This window comes from Mycolicibacterium duvalii, from assembly GCF_010726645.1.
GTDB classification, from domain to species: domain Bacteria; phylum Actinomycetota; class Actinomycetes; order Mycobacteriales; family Mycobacteriaceae; genus Mycobacterium; species Mycobacterium duvalii.
On record NZ_AP022563.1, the window covers coordinates 1,814,352 to 1,830,382 of the forward strand.

The window sequence follows — 16,031 nt, forward strand, 5'->3', positions numbered from 1 at the left end:
AGGGAGCGTCACCGTGGGGTCTGGTAGTACTCCTTCTCGGTCACTCCGGTCAGGGGCGCGACGAACATCCACGGGATGGTGGTGAGCAACCGGTTCAAGCTGGCCGCGGCGTCGTTGTAGTACTGCCGGGCGAAAGCCAACTTGTCCTCGGTGTCGGCGAGGTTGCGCTGCAGGTCCAGGAAGTTGTTCGAGGAGTTCAGTTGCGGATAGCTCTCTCCCAGCGCCAGCACCGGCGTCAACGCCGAATCGAGTTGCTGCTCGGCAGTGCTGCGCTGGGTGACCGACGGGGTCCCGGTAGCACTCGTCAATGCGGCGCGGGCCGCCGTCACCCGGTCGAGGACCGCCTTCTCGTGACCGGCGAACGTCGCAACCGTGTGCACCAGGCTCGGGATCAGCGCTGCGCGCCGGGTCAGTTCGACGTCGATGCCGGAAAGCGCTTCGCGCACACGGATATCCGCCGACCGGATCCTGTTGTGGCCGACGACGAAGCCGATCAGCACCAGCACCGCCAGAATCAGCGCGACGACCAGCAGGAACGTCACCACGATCCGCCTCCTCCCCCGCCCCCGCCGCCACCGCCGCCGCCGGAGCTGCTCGAACCGCCCGACGAGGACGACGACGCCTGGGAAGCGGTGTAGGCACCGATCGACGACGACAGCGCCGATTCGAAACTGTCGAAGTCCGGGCCGCCCGTACCCCCGCCCCACCCGGTGTGGGGCGTGCTCGAGGTGCCGTACCAGTCCGGCTGCGGGGCGACCGCACCGGTTTCGGCCTGGTACTTCTTGGCCCACAGCGCCGCGGCGCCGGCCGCGACCGCGTACGGCACGTAGGCGATGTAGAGGTCTTTGCGGGCTGAGAAGTCGAACCGGGACTCCGCGGAATCGGTGGCCAGCACGCGGTGGAATCCACCTGCGCGCGACCAGAGTTCACGGCCCGCCGCGGTCCGCCGGGTGCCGACGCCGTCACGCCAGGACGCCGCCGAGCACAGGAAGAACGCGGCGAACGGCAGCGCCCACATCGTGGCGGAGAAACCCCAGCGGAAGAAGGCGCAGACCATCAGCACGAAGGCCACGGCGTTGGCGACCCGCAACCAGAGTTCCTTCTTGCGGGCCACGAGATAGCCGGAGTCGACGGCCCACTTCTTCACCGCGGTGGCCATGTCGGTCTTGGCCTTGCTGAGCTTCTTGCCGGCGGACACGGCCTTCTTCGCCTGGAACTCGGTACCGCGTTTGTCGACCTTGAGGGCGGCGGCCACGGCTCTGCTGACCGGGTCCACGTCACGCCACTGCTTCGGTTCGGCGATGCCGCGGATGTTCCACTGATCGGCGTTCACCTGGCGCAACGACACGAGCTCTCGGTCGGCGAGGTAGAACAGCGTCGCCGTCAGACCCGCATTCGGTACCGACTCGGTGCGGATGTACTCCGTCTGTACCGGGCCCAGGCCCGGCGGGGGCGCGTACTGCAGCGGGAAGCCGGGAGACTTCTCCAGCACGCTGCGGAACCACAACAGCGCGGCCAGCGCCCCCAGTACGGTCAGCGCTGCCGTCCACGCCACCCCCGGCAGCGACCTGCCCAGAATCCGGTCCCAGTGGTGCGGCCACGGAAGCTCGGCGCGCGGCGGAGGCGGGAGATCCACGCCGGCCCGCACGGTCACCGGAGTGCGCGGTGGCAGGTCCCGGGCCGAGAAGGTCACCCGGTTGTCGCGCACGGACAGGTCCGTGCAGGGCGTGCCGACGCCGCGGCCCACCGAGCATTGTGCGAGGTCGACGGCGGCGGGAAGGGTGACGGAGATGTCGGCGCGGCGGATCTGGTTGTTCCAGGAGGGCGCGATGACGTTCCAGTAGAAGACCGAGGAGTTCTCTGCCGGCGGTTCACCGAACGATTCCGCGAACTGCCGGTCGGCCCCGACGGTTCCGGGATCGAGGACACCGTCGATGCGGTACCGGATCTCGTACACGTGGGTGCCGTAATCGAGGTAGACCTCGGGGTCACCGATCTTGGCGACCCGGAACCGGTCCCCGCCCTCCCACAGCATCTGGTACGGGGCCGGGCGGCCGTCCAAGAGCACCGAGGTGACCACCGGCCGCTGCCGGATACGAGGCGAGTTCGGGTTGACCACGTCCCAGTAGCGGAAGATGCCGTGCCGGAAGCTGGGAAACTCGCCGGTGATGGTTTCGACGGCGGTCATGTCGCCGGCGTCGTCGACGACGATGTCGACGTCGTAGTCGGTGATGACGACCGGATCGTCGACCGCGGCGCCGCCGCCGGAGTCCCCGCGAAACGCCAACGGCCACAAGACGCCGGCCGCGATCAACAGCAGCGGGATCAGTGCCTTGACCAGCCGCCCGACCGACATGCGCATCAGCCTATGTGCAGCGGATCGATCTGGATGCGAACTGGCTCGGTGTCGTGGCGGGCGCTCGACACCGCGGCCGCCTTGCGCAACGCGGCGGCCAGCTCCAGGCCCCCGTCACGCGGGGCGCGGATCAGCATCCGGATCACCGGCTGGTCCGGCGCCACCCCGGCGGGCCGGCGTGCGGTGAAGGGGAGATCCACCGGGCCCAGCGGTGCGGCCCAGTCGGGCAGCGCGGCGCTGTCGAGCAGGGTGTGCACAGCGTCCGGCGTGCCGTCCAGCACCGCCATGTGGACCGCCGGGGGCAGGCCGACCTCGCCCCGGGCGTCGAGTTCGGCTTCGGCGTGGCCGACCGGATCCCAGCGGATCAACGCCTGCACCGTCGGGATCGCCGACTCCGCGACCACCACCACGGTGCCGCCGTCGGCGCGGCTGCGCACCAGTGCCGCCGCGGCCATCCAGCGCCGCAGGGTGTCCTCGGCGGCCCGCAGATCCTGCCGTCCTAGCAGCGCCCAGCAGTCGAGCAGCAGCGCGGCGCCGTAACCGCCCTCGGCGACCGGTTCGACGCCGGGGGTGGCCACCACCACCGCGGCGCGCTGCGGCACCGCGGCCACGACGTGGTCGCCGCCGGAGGTGACCACGGTGGTACCCGGAAACGCCCGACCGAGTTCTTCGGCGGTGCGGCGGGCTCCGACGACGACCGCGCGCACGGCGTCGCTGCCGCAGCGCCCGCACCGCAGCGCCACCTCATCGCGCCCGCACCAGCGACACACCACGTGCGGGCTGTCCCGGCCGGGCAGCGACAACGGACCGGTGCAGTGCCGGCAGCGGGCGACGGTGCGGCATTTCGCGCACGCCAGCGCCGGGACGTACCCGCGCCTGGGCACCTGCACCAGCACCGGCGCATCGGCGTTCAGCGCGGACCGCGCGGCGTCGAGGGCGACCGTCGGGAGCCGGGCGGTGCGGGCCGCGGGGTCACGCTCCTGGGCGTAAGCGCTGTCCTCCAACGCCACCACACGCGGAGCCCGCGACCGCACCATCTGCCGGGCGGCGACGAGATCGTGCGCCCACCCGCTGCGGACCAGCGCCTGGGCCTCGGCGGTGCGCGCATAGCCGCCGAGGACCGCCGCACACCGCGCCTGATGGGCCCGCAGCATGGCGACCTCACGGGCATGCGGGTACGGACCGCGGGGCTCGACAAGCGAATCGTCCCCGTCGTCCCAGAGCAACACCAGGCCGATGTCGGCCACCGGAGCGAAAACCGCGCTGCGCGTACCGATCACCACCCGCGCGGTCCCGCGCAGCACCGACAGCCAGCGTCGGTAGCGTTGGGCCGGCCCGAGTCCGGCCGACAGCGCGGACACTCGCGCCGGGTCCATCCGCGCGGTCACCGCCGCGTACAGCGTGTCGACGTCCCGCTGGTCGGGCACCACGGCGAGCACACCGCGACCCGAGTTCAACGTCACCGCGGTGGCTTCGGCCAATCGCTGCGCCCAGGCTTCTCCGGGTAGCGCCTGCCAGACCGCGCGCGCGGCGCGGGACTCGGCCAGCGCCGCGATGAACTGGGCGCCGCCGCTGTAGGCCGACCACGGCGTGGGGTCGACCTCGGCCGGTGGGTACGGCTCCAGCCGGTCGGGCGGGCGCTTCTCGACGGTCGCATGGCGCGGCGGGATCGCCAACCGCAGCACGTCGGCACGGGTGCCCGCGTAACGCGCGGCCACCGCGTCGACGAGCCGGCGCACGTCATGGGTCAGCACCGCCTCGGTCGACACCACCTTCTCCAGGTAACCGAGCTTGCCGACATGGTCGGTGTCGGAACGTCTTTCGAGGAGAAACCCATCCACCATCCGGCCATGGAAGCGGACCTTGACCCGCACCCCCGGCTGCGCATCATCGGACTGCTCGTCGGCGACCAGATAGTCGAACTCTCGATCGAGGTGCGGCACCGTGAGCATGGGCAGTACCCGCGCGACCGGTTCGTGTTCGGCGGGGCGCCTGGTGGTCGTCACACCGCAGGTCTAACAGATGGCTGCGACGTCCGGCCGAACAGCAACCCTGCGGTGATGAGCAGCAGCGAACTCGCATACACCCACCAGATCGGAACCGCCAGCGTCTCCGTACCGAGGACGAACACGTTGATGCCGATCATCGCGTCCGAGACCGCGAAGCACACCGCGCCGACGGCGGTCCAGGGAGTCGGCAACTCGGCGAGCAGCGCCGCGCAGACCATCGCGGCGAGCACCGCCATGTACAGCGTGACCGGCACGGTCATCCCCTGCTCGATCAGGCGCGGCCAGAACCACGCCAGCAGCGCCGCGCAAGCGATCAGCACCACCGACGCGGCGAGCAGACGCGATCGCGAGGACCTCACCAACGGCAGCAAGGCCGCGAGGAAGCACAGGTGGGCGACCAGGAACGCGCCCAGCCCGAGCACGAAGGACGGCTCCCACCACGGCATCGCCAGCAGGTAGTCGCCCGCCGCCGAGAACAGCAGCGCCGCGACCAGCCACCGGCGCTCCCGCACGACCGGATGGGTCGCCGCCGCCCCGGCCAGCAGCACGGCGGCCAACGCCTTGACCGCGGGCTGGGCGCCGAACTGCCCGGTCAGCTCGGTGCCGACCTCGAGTCGGCCCGCGGTGACGATGAGAAAGATGCCGTAGCCGGCCGCGACGACGGCGGCCGCACCCCACCACAGCCAGGTTCGCGAGCCGGTGGCGGTGAGTTCATGACCGGAGGTCTTCACTCGAGAGAAACTACTAAACGCGACGGTCCCTCGACCGGCACGGGACGCGTGCGTACCGTGACTGCATGGCCGTCGAGGTGGATCCCGTGCTGCAGCAGGTGCTCGAGGCCGTTCCGTTCCGATTGACCACCGACGGGGGTCCCGAGGACGCCCGGCAGCGATTCCGCGACCTGCCGCGCCGAGAGCTTCACCCCGAGGTCAACGCAGACGACCGGGTCATCGACTCGCCGGCCGGGCCGGTTCCCGTGCGGGTGTACCGTCCGCCGACCGGGGAGGCGGTGCTGCCGGTGGTGATCTTCGTCCACGGTGGCGGGTGGTCGGTCGGCGACCTGGACACATACGACGGCACCGCCCGGTTGCACGCTGCGGGCGGCGCCGCGGTCGTGGTGTCGGTGGACTACCGGCTGGCCCCTGAGCACCCGTATCCGGCGGCCGTGGAGGACACCTGGGCCGTCGCGCAGTGGGTGTTCGACAACGCCGACGCCCTGGGCGGGGACCCGCAACGCGTCGCCGTCGCGGGTGATTCCGCGGGCGGGAATCTGGCGGCCGTGGTGGCCCAGCTCGCCCGCGACGCCGGTCAGGCCCTGCGGATGCAGCTGTTGTGGTATCCGTCCACCACCTTCGACACGTCGCTGCCGTCGTTCGCCGAGAATTCCGAAGCGCCGATCCTCTCGCTGGACGCGTGCAAGGGATTCACCCGCTGGTACCTCGGTGACGCCGCGGTCTCTCCGCCGCCGGCCACGCTCGTCCCCGCCCGCGGAGACCTGACCGGCACCGCGCCGGCCTACATCGCGGTCGCCGGGCACGACCCGCTGCGCGACGACGGCGTGCGCTACGCCGAACTGCTGTCCGCGGCCGGTGTGCCGGTCGAACTGCACACCGCGGACGCGCTCGTGCACGGCTACCTCGGATACGCGGGTGTGGTGCCCGCCGCCACCGAGGCGACACATCGCGGCCTGCGCGCCCTGCGCGACGCGCTGGCCTGACCAAGGAGGTTCGGATGACAGGCCCTGACTTCGACACCGTCATCGTCGGCGCCGGTTTCTCCGGGATCGGTACCGCGATTCAGCTCGACCGCTCGGGCATGACGGACTACCTCGTCGTCGAAGCCGGTGCCGACGTCGGCGGCACCTGGTACTGGAACACCTATCCCGGTATCGCCGTGGACATCCCGTCGTTCTCCTATCAGTTCTCCTTCGAGCAGAGCACCGCGTGGTCACGCACCTACGCGCCCGGCGGGGAGTTGGCCGCCTACGCAGCGCACTGCGTCGACAAGTACCGACTGCGGCCCAAGATCCGCTTCGGCACCACCGTGGTCGGCGCCGATTACGAAGAGACGCAAGGTCTCTGGCGCATCGAGATGCAGACCGGTGCGGACCGCGACGTGGTGACCGCGCGATTCCTCGTCAACGCCAGCGGCGTGCTGACCGTCCCCAAGCTCCCCGACATCGCCGGCGTGGACTCGTTCGGCGGGACGACGGTGCACACCGCCCGTTGGGACCACGACCTCGACCTGCGCGGCAAGCGTGTTGCGATCATCGGCACCGGCGCCTCCGCGGTGCAGGTGATCCCCGAGATCGCGCCGCTGGTCGACAAGCTCACGGTGTTTCAGCGCACGCCGATCTGGTGTTTCCCGAAGTTCGACGTCCCGCTGTCGACGGCGGCGCGCACGCTGATGCGCCTGCCGCTGGGACGCACGGTCCAGCGCCTGATCAGCCAGGCCTACGTCGAGCTGACGTTCCCGCTGGCGGCGCAGTACTTCACCGTCAACCCGATGGCCAAACGGATGTCCGACGTCGGCCGGGCTTACCTGCGCAAGCAGGTGCACGATCCGGTGACCAGGGACAAGCTCACACCGCGCTACGCCGTCGGGTGCAAGCGTCCCGGTTTCCACAACACCTATCTGTCGACATTCAACCGCGACAACGTCGAGTTGGTCACCGAGCCCATCGACAAGATCACCGGCACCGGGGTGGCCACCGACGACGGCGCACTGCACGAGGTGGACGTGCTGATCCTGGCGACCGGGTTTAAGGTCATGGACGTCGACAACGTGCCCACGTTTCCGGTCCGCGGCCGCGACGGACGCTCGCTGGCCCAGTTCTGGCGCGAGAACCGATTGCAGGCCTACGAGGGGGTGAGCGTTCCGGGCTTCCCGAACTTCTTCACCGTCTTCGGCCCGTACGGCTACGTCGGCTCGTCCTATTTCGCGCTCATCGAGGCTCAGACGGGTCACATCGTGCGCTGTCTGCGCGCCGCCCGGCAGCGCCGGGCCACCCGGGTGGAGGTGCGACCGGAAGCCAACGACCGCTACTTCGCCGAGATGATGCGCAAGCGGCACCGCCAGATCTTCTGGCAGGACAGCTGCCGGCTGGCCAACAGCTACTACTTCGACGAACACGGCGATGTGCCACTGCGCCCCGCCAGCACGCTCGAGGCGTACTGGCGGAGCCGCCGCTTCCCGATCGACGACTACGAGTTCGCCACGGGGTAGGTCGTCAGACGGCGCTCTTGAGGTCGTCGACCTTGTTCAGCTGCTCCCACGGCAACTCGATGTCGGTCCGGCCGAAGTGGCCGTAGGCCGCCGTGGGTGCGTAGATCGGACGCAGCAGGTCGAGGTCGCGGATGATCGCCCCGGGCCGCAGATCGAACACCTCGCCGATGGCCTTCTCGATCTTGACCGGGTCGACGGTCTCCGACCCGAACGTCTCGACGAACAGGCCGACCGGCGCAGCCTTGCCGATCGCGTACGCGACCTGCACCTCGACGCGTTCGGCCAGGCCGGCGGCGACGACGTTCTTGGCCACCCAGCGCATCGCGTAGGCGGCAGAGCGGTCGACCTTGGACGGATCCTTGCCCGAGAAGGCGCCGCCACCGTGTCGGGCCCAGCCGCCATAGGTGTCGACGATGATCTTCCGCCCGGTCAGTCCGGCGTCACCCATCGGTCCGCCCAGGACGAACTTGCCGGTCGGGTTGACCAGGATTCGCGGCGCGGACGTGTCCATGGTCTCGTGGCCGAGTTCGGCCAGCACGGTGTCGATGACGTGCTGGGTGATGTCCGGGGTGAGCTGGCCGTCGAGGTCGACGCCGTCGGCGTGCTGCGTGGACAGCACCACGGTGTCCAGCCGGACCGGCTTGTTTCCGTCGTACTGCACCGTGACCTGAGTCTTGCCATCCGGCCGCAGGTAGTCCAGCGTGCCGTTCTTGCGAACCTCGGTCAGCTTGCGTGACAAGCGGTGGGCCAGCGCGATCGGCAGCGGCATCAGTTCCGGGGTGTCGGCGATCGCGTAACCGAACATCAGGCCCTGGTCGCCGGCGCCCTGGGAGTCCAGCGGATCGGCGGCTCCCCCGACGCGGGTCTCGTGCGCGGTGTCGACACCCTGGGCGATGTCCGGCGACTGGGCGCCGATACCGATGTTGACCCCACAGGTCAGGCCGTCGAAGCCCTTGTCGGAATGGTCGTAGCCGATGTCGAGGATGCGCTCGCGCACGGTGTTGGTGATGTCGGCGAATGCCGACTTCGCGGACGTGGTCACCTCGCCGACCACGTGCACCTGCCCCGTCGTCACCAGCGTCTCCACCGCCACGCGGGACTTCGGATCGTCGGCAAGCAACGCGTCGAGTACCGAGTCGCTGATGGCGTCACAGATCTTGTCGGGATGCCCCTCGGTCACCGACTCACTGGTAAACAACCGAGCTTCACTCACGTCGAACCCTTTCACTCAGCACAACTGAGGTAGTTAGTCAGTCAACATATACAAGCGGTGATCTACCGCCACGGGCGCCCCTTGCACCCAAGCAAGTCCCCGCTCGGACCTAACCTCCGCCGGTGCGCAGGAAGGCCGCGATTGCGTCCACAATACGGCTGGCCATCACAGTCTTCGAACCGTGCTCCAGGGCCGCCTCATTTCCGTCGGCCGACAGCAGCCAGCCGTCGTTGTGATCGACCTCGAAGGCGCGGTTCTCTCCCACCGCGTTGACCACGAGCAGATCGCAGCCCTTGCGCGCGAGCTTGGCACGGGCGTGGAAGAGCACATCGCCGTTTGCGTCGCCGGTCTCGGCGGCGAACCCGACGATCGCTCTCATGTTGGGCAACTGACCGTCGGCGCGGGCGCGGACGGCACCGGCCAGGACGTCCTCGTTGCGGACCAGCTCGATGGTCGGCTCGCCCTCGCCCGCCGGACCCTTCTTGATCTTGTTGACGGCCGGGTGCGCGGGCCGGAAGTCGGCGACCGCGGCCGCCATCACCAGAACGTTGGCCGCCGGCGCATGCTTGGACACGGTGTCGGCCAACTGGGCCGCGGAGCCGATGTGAATGACCTCGACACCGGCCGGGTCGACCAGACCGGCCGTGTTGCCGGCGATCAGGGTCACCTCGGCACCGCGCTGGGCCATCACCCGGGCCATCGCGTACCCCTGCTTACCGGAGCTGCGATTGCCGATGAACCGGACCGGGTCGATGGGTTCGCGGGTGCCACCGGCGGTCACCAGCGCCTTGACACCGGCCAGGTCGTAGGGCAAAGCGTCGCCCCGGGCCAACAACAGCTGGGCCAGCGTGCTGATCTCCTCGGCTTCGGGCAACCGCCCGGGGCCGCTGTCAGATCCCGTCAGCCGCCCCGAGGCGGGTTCCATCACCACCGCGCCGCGGCGGCGCAGCGTGGCCACGTTCTCGCTGGTGGCCGGGTGTTGCCACATCTCGGTGTGCATCGCCGGCGCATAGAGGACCGGGCACCGGACCGTCAGCAGGGTCGCGGTGAGCAGGTCATCGGCGCGGCCGCCGGCGGCCCGCGCCAGCAGATCGGCGGTGGCCGGCGCCACGACGACCAGGTCGGCGCCCTGGCCGATGCGCACGTGGGGTACTTCGTGGACGTCCTCGAACACACCGGTGTGGACCGGGTTACCGGACAGCGCCTCGAAGGTCGCGGCACCGACGAACCGCAACGCCGATTCGGTGGGAACCACCCGAACGGAATGACCGGCCTCGGTGAGCTGGCGGACCACGGTGGCCGCCTTGTAGGCGGCGATGCCGCCCGCGACGCCGACGATGATCCGTTTGCGGTCCACTGCAGGGGCCCGGTTACTCGCCCTCGGTGTGCTCGAGCAGGTCGGCGTGGATCTCACGCATCGCGATCGACAGCGGCTTCTCCTGCAGACCCGGCTCCACCAGCGGGCCGACGTACTCGAGGATGCCGTCCCCGAGCTGGTTGTAGTAGTCGTTGATCTGGCGCGCGCGCTTGGCGGCGTAGATCACCAACGCATATTTGCTCGACGCACGGTCCAGCAGCTCGTCGATGGGCGGGTTGGTGATGCCCAGCGGTGTGTCGTAGGCGCTGGCGGCGGACGAATCGAGGTCGACCGCGGCGTGGGGGGTGCTCACTCTAGAAATTCTCCTGGCGGATTCGGGTGGGGCGCGGGGTTCGGATTTGGGATTGCAAGACGAGGGCGATCACTGATGTTCGCGCCGCACCTGCGTGTGGGCCACCAGCAAGGATACCAATTCAGCGCACGCGGATTCCAATTGACTGTTGACGACGACCTCGTCGAAGTCGTCCTGCGCGGCCAGTTCGTCACGCGCCGTCTGCAGCCGCCGGGCCATCACCTCCGGCGTCTCGGTGCCTCGCCCCACCAGCCGGGCCTCCAGCACCTCCCAGCTGGGAGGCGCCAGAAACACCGTGGTGGCCTCCGGCAAGGCCCGCTTGACCGCGCGCGCACCGGCGAGGTCGACCTCGATCAGAACCGGGTGCCCGGCCGCGGTCGCGGCCGCCACGGGCCCGGCCGGCGTCCCCGAGCGGTGCAACCCGCCGTGGATGTCGGCCCACTCCAGCAGGGCGCCGTTGTCGATGAGCTGCTGAAACTGTGCTGCCGTCACGAACGTGTAGTCCACGCCGTCGACTTCGCCCGGGCGCGGGGCCCGGGTGGTCACCGACACGCTGAAGTACAGGTCCGGGACCCGCTCGCGCAGGCAGCGCACGACGGTGGACTTGCCGACGGCAGACGGGCCGGACAACACCACTACCGGCGCCTTGGCGCACGCGGCGTCGTCCGGCCCCCCGCCTTCGCTCACCGACTCGCTACTGGTCGAACTTTTCCAGCAGAGCCTTGCGCTGACGGTCGCCCAGCCCGCGCAGACGGCGAGTCGGAGCGATCTCGAGTTCGGTCATGATCTCCTGCGCCTTGACCTTGCCCACCTTGGGCAGGGCCTCGAGGAGCGCGGAAACCTTCATCTTGCCCAAGACCTCGTCGGTCTCGGCGTCTTTGAGCACCTGCTTGAGGTTGGTGCCGCCGCGCTTGAGCCGGTCCTTCAACTCGGCTCGCGCTCGACGTGCGGCAGCAGCCTTCTCCAACGCTGCCGCGCGCTGCTCGTCGGTCAACTGGGGAAGGGCCACGGGGTTCCTCCGTCTCTCACCATCATCTTGTTTTGTCTCGGCCGGTCGTGCGGTTCTTCAGAACCAGCCAGCGTGGACGACCGTACCCACGCATGCTGACGAAAGCTAACCCCACCCCCGTGTTTCGGGGTCAAAAGCCCAGCGTGTAGGGCGCGTCACGGCTCATTCGCACCGCCGCGGGGCGGCGCGAGGTGTACCGGCCCGTTGTCACCGGATGAGGCAAACGACCTGCTTACGGCCGGTATCGGCGCCCTGACCGGGCAGCCGGGGGCAGGCGGCCGCTCGTCACACCGCCGCGGGTCATGCCCGACCACCGGATTTTGTGAGAATTTCGCTGGTCATCGCGTGTCGGGCGTGTCGCGGGCGCCGCGGGGGCGTTCAGGCGGACCGGTTCAAATACCCGACGGCTTCACGCATCCGATCGGCAGCCGCCCGCAGCGCCGCGACATCCGGACCGCTGCGCAGCACCTCCCGGGAGACCGCGGGCAGCAGCTGCCCCGCGCGGGCACCTCCAAGGCCTGCCAGCGCCTCCGGGCGGCCGCCCTGGGCTCCCACCCCGGGCACCAGGACCGGGCCGTTCAAGGCGCTCACATCGGGCGGAGCGGCCAGCGTGGCACCGACGACGACACCGACCGAGCCCGGACCGCGTGCAGAGTTCTCGGCGCCGGCCGCGTCGACGATCGACTGCGCGACGGTGCGTCCGCCGGCCAGTGCCCCCTGGACCGAGGCGCCCTCCGGGTTCGACGTCGCGGCCAACACGAAAACTCCGCGGTCGTGGCGCCGGGCCGTGTCGAGCAGCGGCCGCAGCGATCCGAAACCCAGATACGGCGACGCCGTGACCGCGTCGGCGGCCAGCGGCGAGTCGCCGGCCCACGCGGCCGCGTAGGCGGCCATGGTCGACCCGATGTCGCCGCGTTTCGCGTCGGCAAGCACGAGCACGCCCTTATCGCGCAGACCGGCAATGGTGCGCTCGAGCACCGCGTAGCCCGCCGAGCCGTAGGACTCGAAGAACGCCACCTGGGGCTTGACGACGGCGAACTCCGCGAACGCGCTCACGCAGATGTCGCTGAAGCGGGCCAGGCCGTCAGCGTCGACGCCGAGGCCCCAGGCCCTGAGCAGCTCCGGATGCGGATCGATGCCCAGGCACAGCGGGCCGCGCTGCGCCATCGCCACCGACAGGCGCGCACCGAAGCCGCGCACCGGTCAGGACCCCAGCGCGCTGTGCAGGTCCTGCAGCGACATCACGCCGATGTCGCCGCGGATACCGGCTTCGATGCCCTGCACCGCGGCCGAGGCGCCCTGCACCGTGGTCACGCAGGGGATGTTCATCGACACCGCCGCCGACCGGATCTCGTAGCCGTCGACGCGGGGGCCGGAGTTTCCGTACGGGGTGTTGATCACCATGTCCACCTCGCCGGCTTTGATCGCGTCGACCGCGGACCGCGACGGGCGTGACTCGTCAGGCTCTTCGAAGTGTTTGCGCACCTCTTCGCAGGGAATCCCGTTGCGTCGCAGCATCTCTGCGGTACCCTCGGTCGCCAGCACCTGGAAGCCGAGATCGGCCAGGCGCTTGACCGGGAACACCAGCGACCGCTTGTCGCGGTTGGCCACCGACACGAACACCGTCCCGCTGGCGGGCAGCGACCCGTAGGCGGCGGTCTGGCTCTTGGCGAACGCGCTGCCGAAGTCGTGGGCGATACCCATCACCTCGCCGGTCGATTTCATCTCCGGACCCAGCAGCGAATCGATCTGAGAGCCATCGGCTTTGCGGAACCGGAAGAACGGCAGCACCGCCTCCTTGACCGCGACGGGTGCGTTGCGCGCGGTGGTCGCGCCGTCCCCGGTCCGAGCCAGTATTCCTTCGTCGCGCAGCTGCGCGATGCTGGCGCCCAGCATGATTCGCGCGCACGCCTTGGCCAACGGCACCGCGGTCGCCTTGGACACGAAGGGTACGGTGCGACTGGCCCGCGGATTGGCCTCCAGCACGTAGAGCACGTCGTCTTTGAGCGCGTACTGCACGTTGAGCAGCCCGACCACGCCGATCCCGAACGCGATGGCCTCGGTGGCCCGCCGGACCGCCTCGATGTCGCTGCGTCCCAACGTCACCGGTGGCAGCGCGCACGCCGAGTCGCCGGAGTGGATGCCGGCCTCCTCGATGTGTTCCATCACGCCGCCGATGTAGACCTCGTCGCCGTCGCACAGCGCGTCGACGTCGATCTCGATGGCGTCCTCGAGGAAGCGATCGACCAGCACCGGGTGTTCCGGGGACAACTGGGTCGCGCGGGTGATGTAGCCGTTCAGGGTCTCGTCGTCGTAGACGATCTCCATGCCGCGCCCGCCGAGCACGTAGGACGGCCGCACCAGCACGGGGTAGCCGATGTCGGCGGCGATGCGGCGCGCCTGGTCGAAGCTGGTGGCCATGCCGTACTTCGGCGCCGGCAGACCGGCGGCGGTGAGCACCTCGCCGAAGTGGCCACGGTCCTCGGCCAGGTCGATCGCCTCGGGGGCGGTGCCCACGATGGGCACCCCCGCCCGGGCCAGCCGGTCGGCCAGCCCCAGCGGGGTCTGTCCGCCGAGCTGGACGATGACACCCACCACCCCGGGTCCGCCTGCGCCGGAGGCCTGTTCGGCGAAGTACACCTCGAGCACGTCCTCGAACGTCAGCGGCTCGAAGTAGAGGCGGTCGGCGGTGTCATAGTCGGTCGACACGGTCTCGGGGTTGCAGTTGACCATGACGGTCTCGAAGCCGGCCTCGGACAGCGTGGTCGCGGCGTGCACGCAGCTGTAGTCGAACTCGATTCCCTGCCCGATGCGGTTCGGACCGGACCCGAGGATCAGTACCTTGGGCCGCTGCGCCTGCGGCGCCACTTCGCTCTCGGCGGCCGGATCGAGCTCGTAGCTGCTGTAGTGATAGGGCGTCTTGGCCTCGAATTCGGCAGCGCAGGTGTCGACGGTCTTGAACACCGGATGGATGCCCAGCCGCTGACGCAGCGCGCGCACCCCGACCTCGCCGGCCAGCTCCGGACGCAGTGCCGCGATCTGGCGGTCCGACAGACCGCAGTGCTTGCTGCGGCGCAGCAACTCGGCTTCCAGGACCGGCGCGTCGACCAGTTCGGCGCGCAACTCCACCAGCCCGGCGATCTGGTCGACGAACCACGGGTCGACACCGGAGGCCTCGGCGACCTCCTCGACGCTGGCGCCGAGCCGCAGCGCGTACTCGATGTCGTACAGCCGCCCGTCGGTGGGTGTGCCCAGCCGCTCCAGGACCTCGGCGACGTCGGCCTCGGGATCGTCGGGCTGGGTCCAGAAGCCGGTGCGACTGGTCTCCAGCGAACGCATCACCTTGCCCAGCGCCTCGACGAAGTTGCGGCCCAGCGACATGGCCTCGCCGACCGACTTCATCGTGGTGGTCAACGTGCCGTCGGCCCCCGGGAACTTCTCGAACGCAAAGCGCGGCGCCTTGACCACGACGTAGTCCAGCGTCGGTTCGAAACTGGCCGGGGTTTCCTTGGTGATGTCGTTGACGATCTCGTCGAGGGTGTAACCGATGGCCAGCTTGGCCGCGATCTTGGCGATCGGGAAGCCGGTGGCCTTCGACGCCAGGGCGCTCGACCGCGACACCCGCGGGTTCATCTCGATGACGATGAGACGGCCGTCTTTCGGGTTCACCGCGAACTGGATGTTGCAGCCCCCCGTATCGACACCCACCTCACGCAGGATCTCGATGCCGAGGGTGCGCATGGTCTGGTATTCGCGGTCGGTCAGCGTCATCGCCGGAGCCACCGTGACCGAGTCCCCGGTGTGCACCCCCATCGGGTCGAAGTTCTCGATCGAACACACCACCACGACGTTGTCGTGGCCGTCGCGCATCAGCTCGAGCTCGAATTCCTTCCAGCCGAAGATCGATTCCTCGATCAGCACGTTCGCCGACGGAGATGCGGCCAGTCCGTCCCCGGCCATCCGCTCGACGTCCTCGGCCGAGTACGCCATACCCGAACCGAGCCCACCCATCGTGAAGCTGGGCCGGACCACCACGGGCAGACCCAGGTCTGCGACCGTCTCGCGCACCTCGTCCATGGTGAAACACACCCGGCTGCGGGCCGACTCACCGCCCACCTTGGCGACGATGTCCTTGAACTTCTGCCGGTCCTCGCCGCGCTGGATGGCCTCGAAATCGGCGCCGATGAGCTCGACGCCGTACTTGTCGAGGATGCCCCTCTCGTAGAGCGCGACAGCGGTGTTCAGGGCGGTCTGCCCGCCGAGCGTGGCCAGCAGCGCGTCGATTCTGTTGCCGCGCTCGGCCTGTTGGGCGATCACCTTCTCGACGAAGTCGGCGGTGATCGGCTCGACGTAGGTGTGATCGGCGAACTCCGGGTCGGTCATGATGGTCGCCGGGTTCGAGTTGATCAGCGTGACCTGCAGCCCCTCGGCGCGCAGCACGCGGCACGCCTGGGTGCCGGAGTAGTCGAACTCGGCGGCCTGGCCGATCAGGATCGGGCCGGACCCGATCACCAAAATGTGGTTGAGGTCTGCGCGGCGCGGCATCGTT

The 16,031-nt window shown here is 69.5% G+C and carries 13 protein-coding genes; 2 read left to right on the forward strand and 11 right to left on the reverse strand.

Annotation, left to right across the window (positions count from 1 at the left end; all coding sequences use genetic code 11):
• Window positions 1-8: 8 nt before the first annotated feature.
• The 4 genes from G6N31_RS08305 to G6N31_RS08320 are packed head-to-tail and all read right to left on the reverse strand — an operon-like array spanning window position 9 to window position 5,096.
• A complete protein-coding gene (locus tag G6N31_RS08305) occupies window positions 9-545 on the reverse strand; it encodes a LemA family protein (RefSeq protein WP_098001145.1) in 537 nt (178 codons plus the stop codon).
• The gene (locus tag G6N31_RS08310; RefSeq protein WP_163722103.1) at window positions 539-2,356 is read right to left on the reverse strand and encodes a DUF2207 domain-containing protein; all 1,818 of its coding nucleotides are present in this window, start codon (window positions 2,354-2,356) and stop codon (window positions 539-541) included. The genes G6N31_RS08305 and G6N31_RS08310 overlap by 7 nt, the downstream gene beginning before the upstream one ends.
• Before the next feature lie 5 nt (window positions 2,357-2,361).
• Window positions 2,362-4,362 carry a primosomal protein N' gene (locus G6N31_RS08315; protein WP_098006556.1) on the reverse strand — a complete coding sequence of 667 codons (2,001 nt, stop codon included), beginning with the start codon at window positions 4,360-4,362 and terminating at the stop codon, window positions 2,362-2,364.
• Entirely contained in the window at window positions 4,359-5,096 is a 738-nt protein-coding gene (locus G6N31_RS08320) for a lysoplasmalogenase (protein WP_234815495.1), read from the reverse strand. Before G6N31_RS08320 ends, G6N31_RS08315 begins: the two co-directional genes overlap by 4 nt.
• A gap of 65 nt (window positions 5,097-5,161) precedes the next feature.
• On the opposite strand from G6N31_RS08320, the gene G6N31_RS08325 reads away from it, so the two are divergent.
• Together G6N31_RS08325 and G6N31_RS08330 are read left to right on the forward strand one after the other, a co-directional pair.
• Window positions 5,162-6,082 carry an alpha/beta hydrolase gene (locus G6N31_RS08325; protein ID WP_098006554.1) on the forward strand — a complete coding sequence of 307 codons (921 nt, stop codon included), beginning with the start codon at window positions 5,162-5,164 and terminating at the stop codon, window positions 6,080-6,082.
• A 14-nt stretch (window positions 6,083-6,096) separates the two neighbouring features.
• The gene (locus G6N31_RS08330) at window positions 6,097-7,590 is read left to right on the forward strand and encodes a flavin-containing monooxygenase (protein ID WP_098006552.1); all 1,494 of its coding nucleotides are present in this window, start codon (window positions 6,097-6,099) and stop codon (window positions 7,588-7,590) included.
• Between the two features lie 4 nt (window positions 7,591-7,594).
• Here the strand turns inward: G6N31_RS08330 and metK are convergent, their stop codons facing one another.
• From metK to carB, 7 genes are all read right to left on the reverse strand, one after another.
• On the reverse strand, window positions 7,595-8,803 hold the full coding sequence (gene metK, locus G6N31_RS08335) for a methionine adenosyltransferase (protein ID WP_098006561.1): 1,209 nt from the start codon (window positions 8,801-8,803) through the stop codon (window positions 7,595-7,597).
• A gap of 109 nt (window positions 8,804-8,912) precedes the next feature.
• Window positions 8,913-10,160 carry a bifunctional phosphopantothenoylcysteine decarboxylase/phosphopantothenate--cysteine ligase CoaBC gene (gene coaBC / locus G6N31_RS08340; protein ID WP_098006550.1) on the reverse strand — a complete coding sequence of 416 codons (1,248 nt, stop codon included), beginning with the start codon at window positions 10,158-10,160 and terminating at the stop codon, window positions 8,913-8,915.
• A gap of 13 nt (window positions 10,161-10,173) precedes the next feature.
• Complete coding sequence (rpoZ, locus tag G6N31_RS08345; RefSeq protein WP_098006548.1) at window positions 10,174-10,473, reverse strand: DNA-directed RNA polymerase subunit omega; 300 nt, start codon at window positions 10,471-10,473, stop codon at window positions 10,174-10,176.
• 69 nt (window positions 10,474-10,542) lie between these two features.
• Window positions 10,543-11,160 (reverse strand): guanylate kinase, encoded by a 618-nt coding sequence (gene gmk, locus G6N31_RS08350; protein ID WP_098006546.1) that lies wholly within the window; start codon window positions 11,158-11,160, stop codon window positions 10,543-10,545.
• A 7-nt stretch (window positions 11,161-11,167) separates the two neighbouring features.
• A complete protein-coding gene (gene mihF / locus G6N31_RS08355; protein ID WP_014815655.1) occupies window positions 11,168-11,482 on the reverse strand; it encodes an integration host factor, actinobacterial type in 315 nt (104 codons plus the stop codon).
• 378 nt (window positions 11,483-11,860) lie between these two features.
• Window positions 11,861-12,682 (reverse strand): orotidine-5'-phosphate decarboxylase, encoded by an 822-nt coding sequence (pyrF, locus tag G6N31_RS08360; protein ID WP_098006544.1) that lies wholly within the window; start codon window positions 12,680-12,682, stop codon window positions 11,861-11,863.
• A 3-nt stretch (window positions 12,683-12,685) separates the two neighbouring features.
• Window positions 12,686-16,027 (reverse strand): carbamoyl-phosphate synthase large subunit, encoded by a 3,342-nt coding sequence (carB, locus tag G6N31_RS08365; protein WP_098006541.1) that lies wholly within the window; start codon window positions 16,025-16,027, stop codon window positions 12,686-12,688.
• Window positions 16,028-16,031 lie beyond the last annotated feature (4 nt).

What these genes read in the sequence shown, in the direction of transcription:
- G6N31_RS08330 (WP_098006552.1), top strand. Translation starts at nt 6,097, where the DNA reads ATGACAGGCCCTGACTTCGACACCGTCATCGTCGGCGCCGGTTTCTCC.
- G6N31_RS08325 (WP_098006554.1), top strand. Translation starts at nt 5,162, where the DNA reads ATGGCCGTCGAGGTGGATCCCGTGCTGCAGCAGGTGCTCGAGGCCGTT.
- carB (WP_098006541.1), bottom strand. Translation starts at nt 16,027, where the DNA reads ATGCCGCGCCGCGCAGACCTCAACCACATTTTGGTGATCGGGTCCGGC.
- G6N31_RS08310 (WP_163722103.1), bottom strand. Translation starts at nt 2,356, where the DNA reads ATGTCGGTCGGGCGGCTGGTCAAGGCACTGATCCCGCTGCTGTTGATC.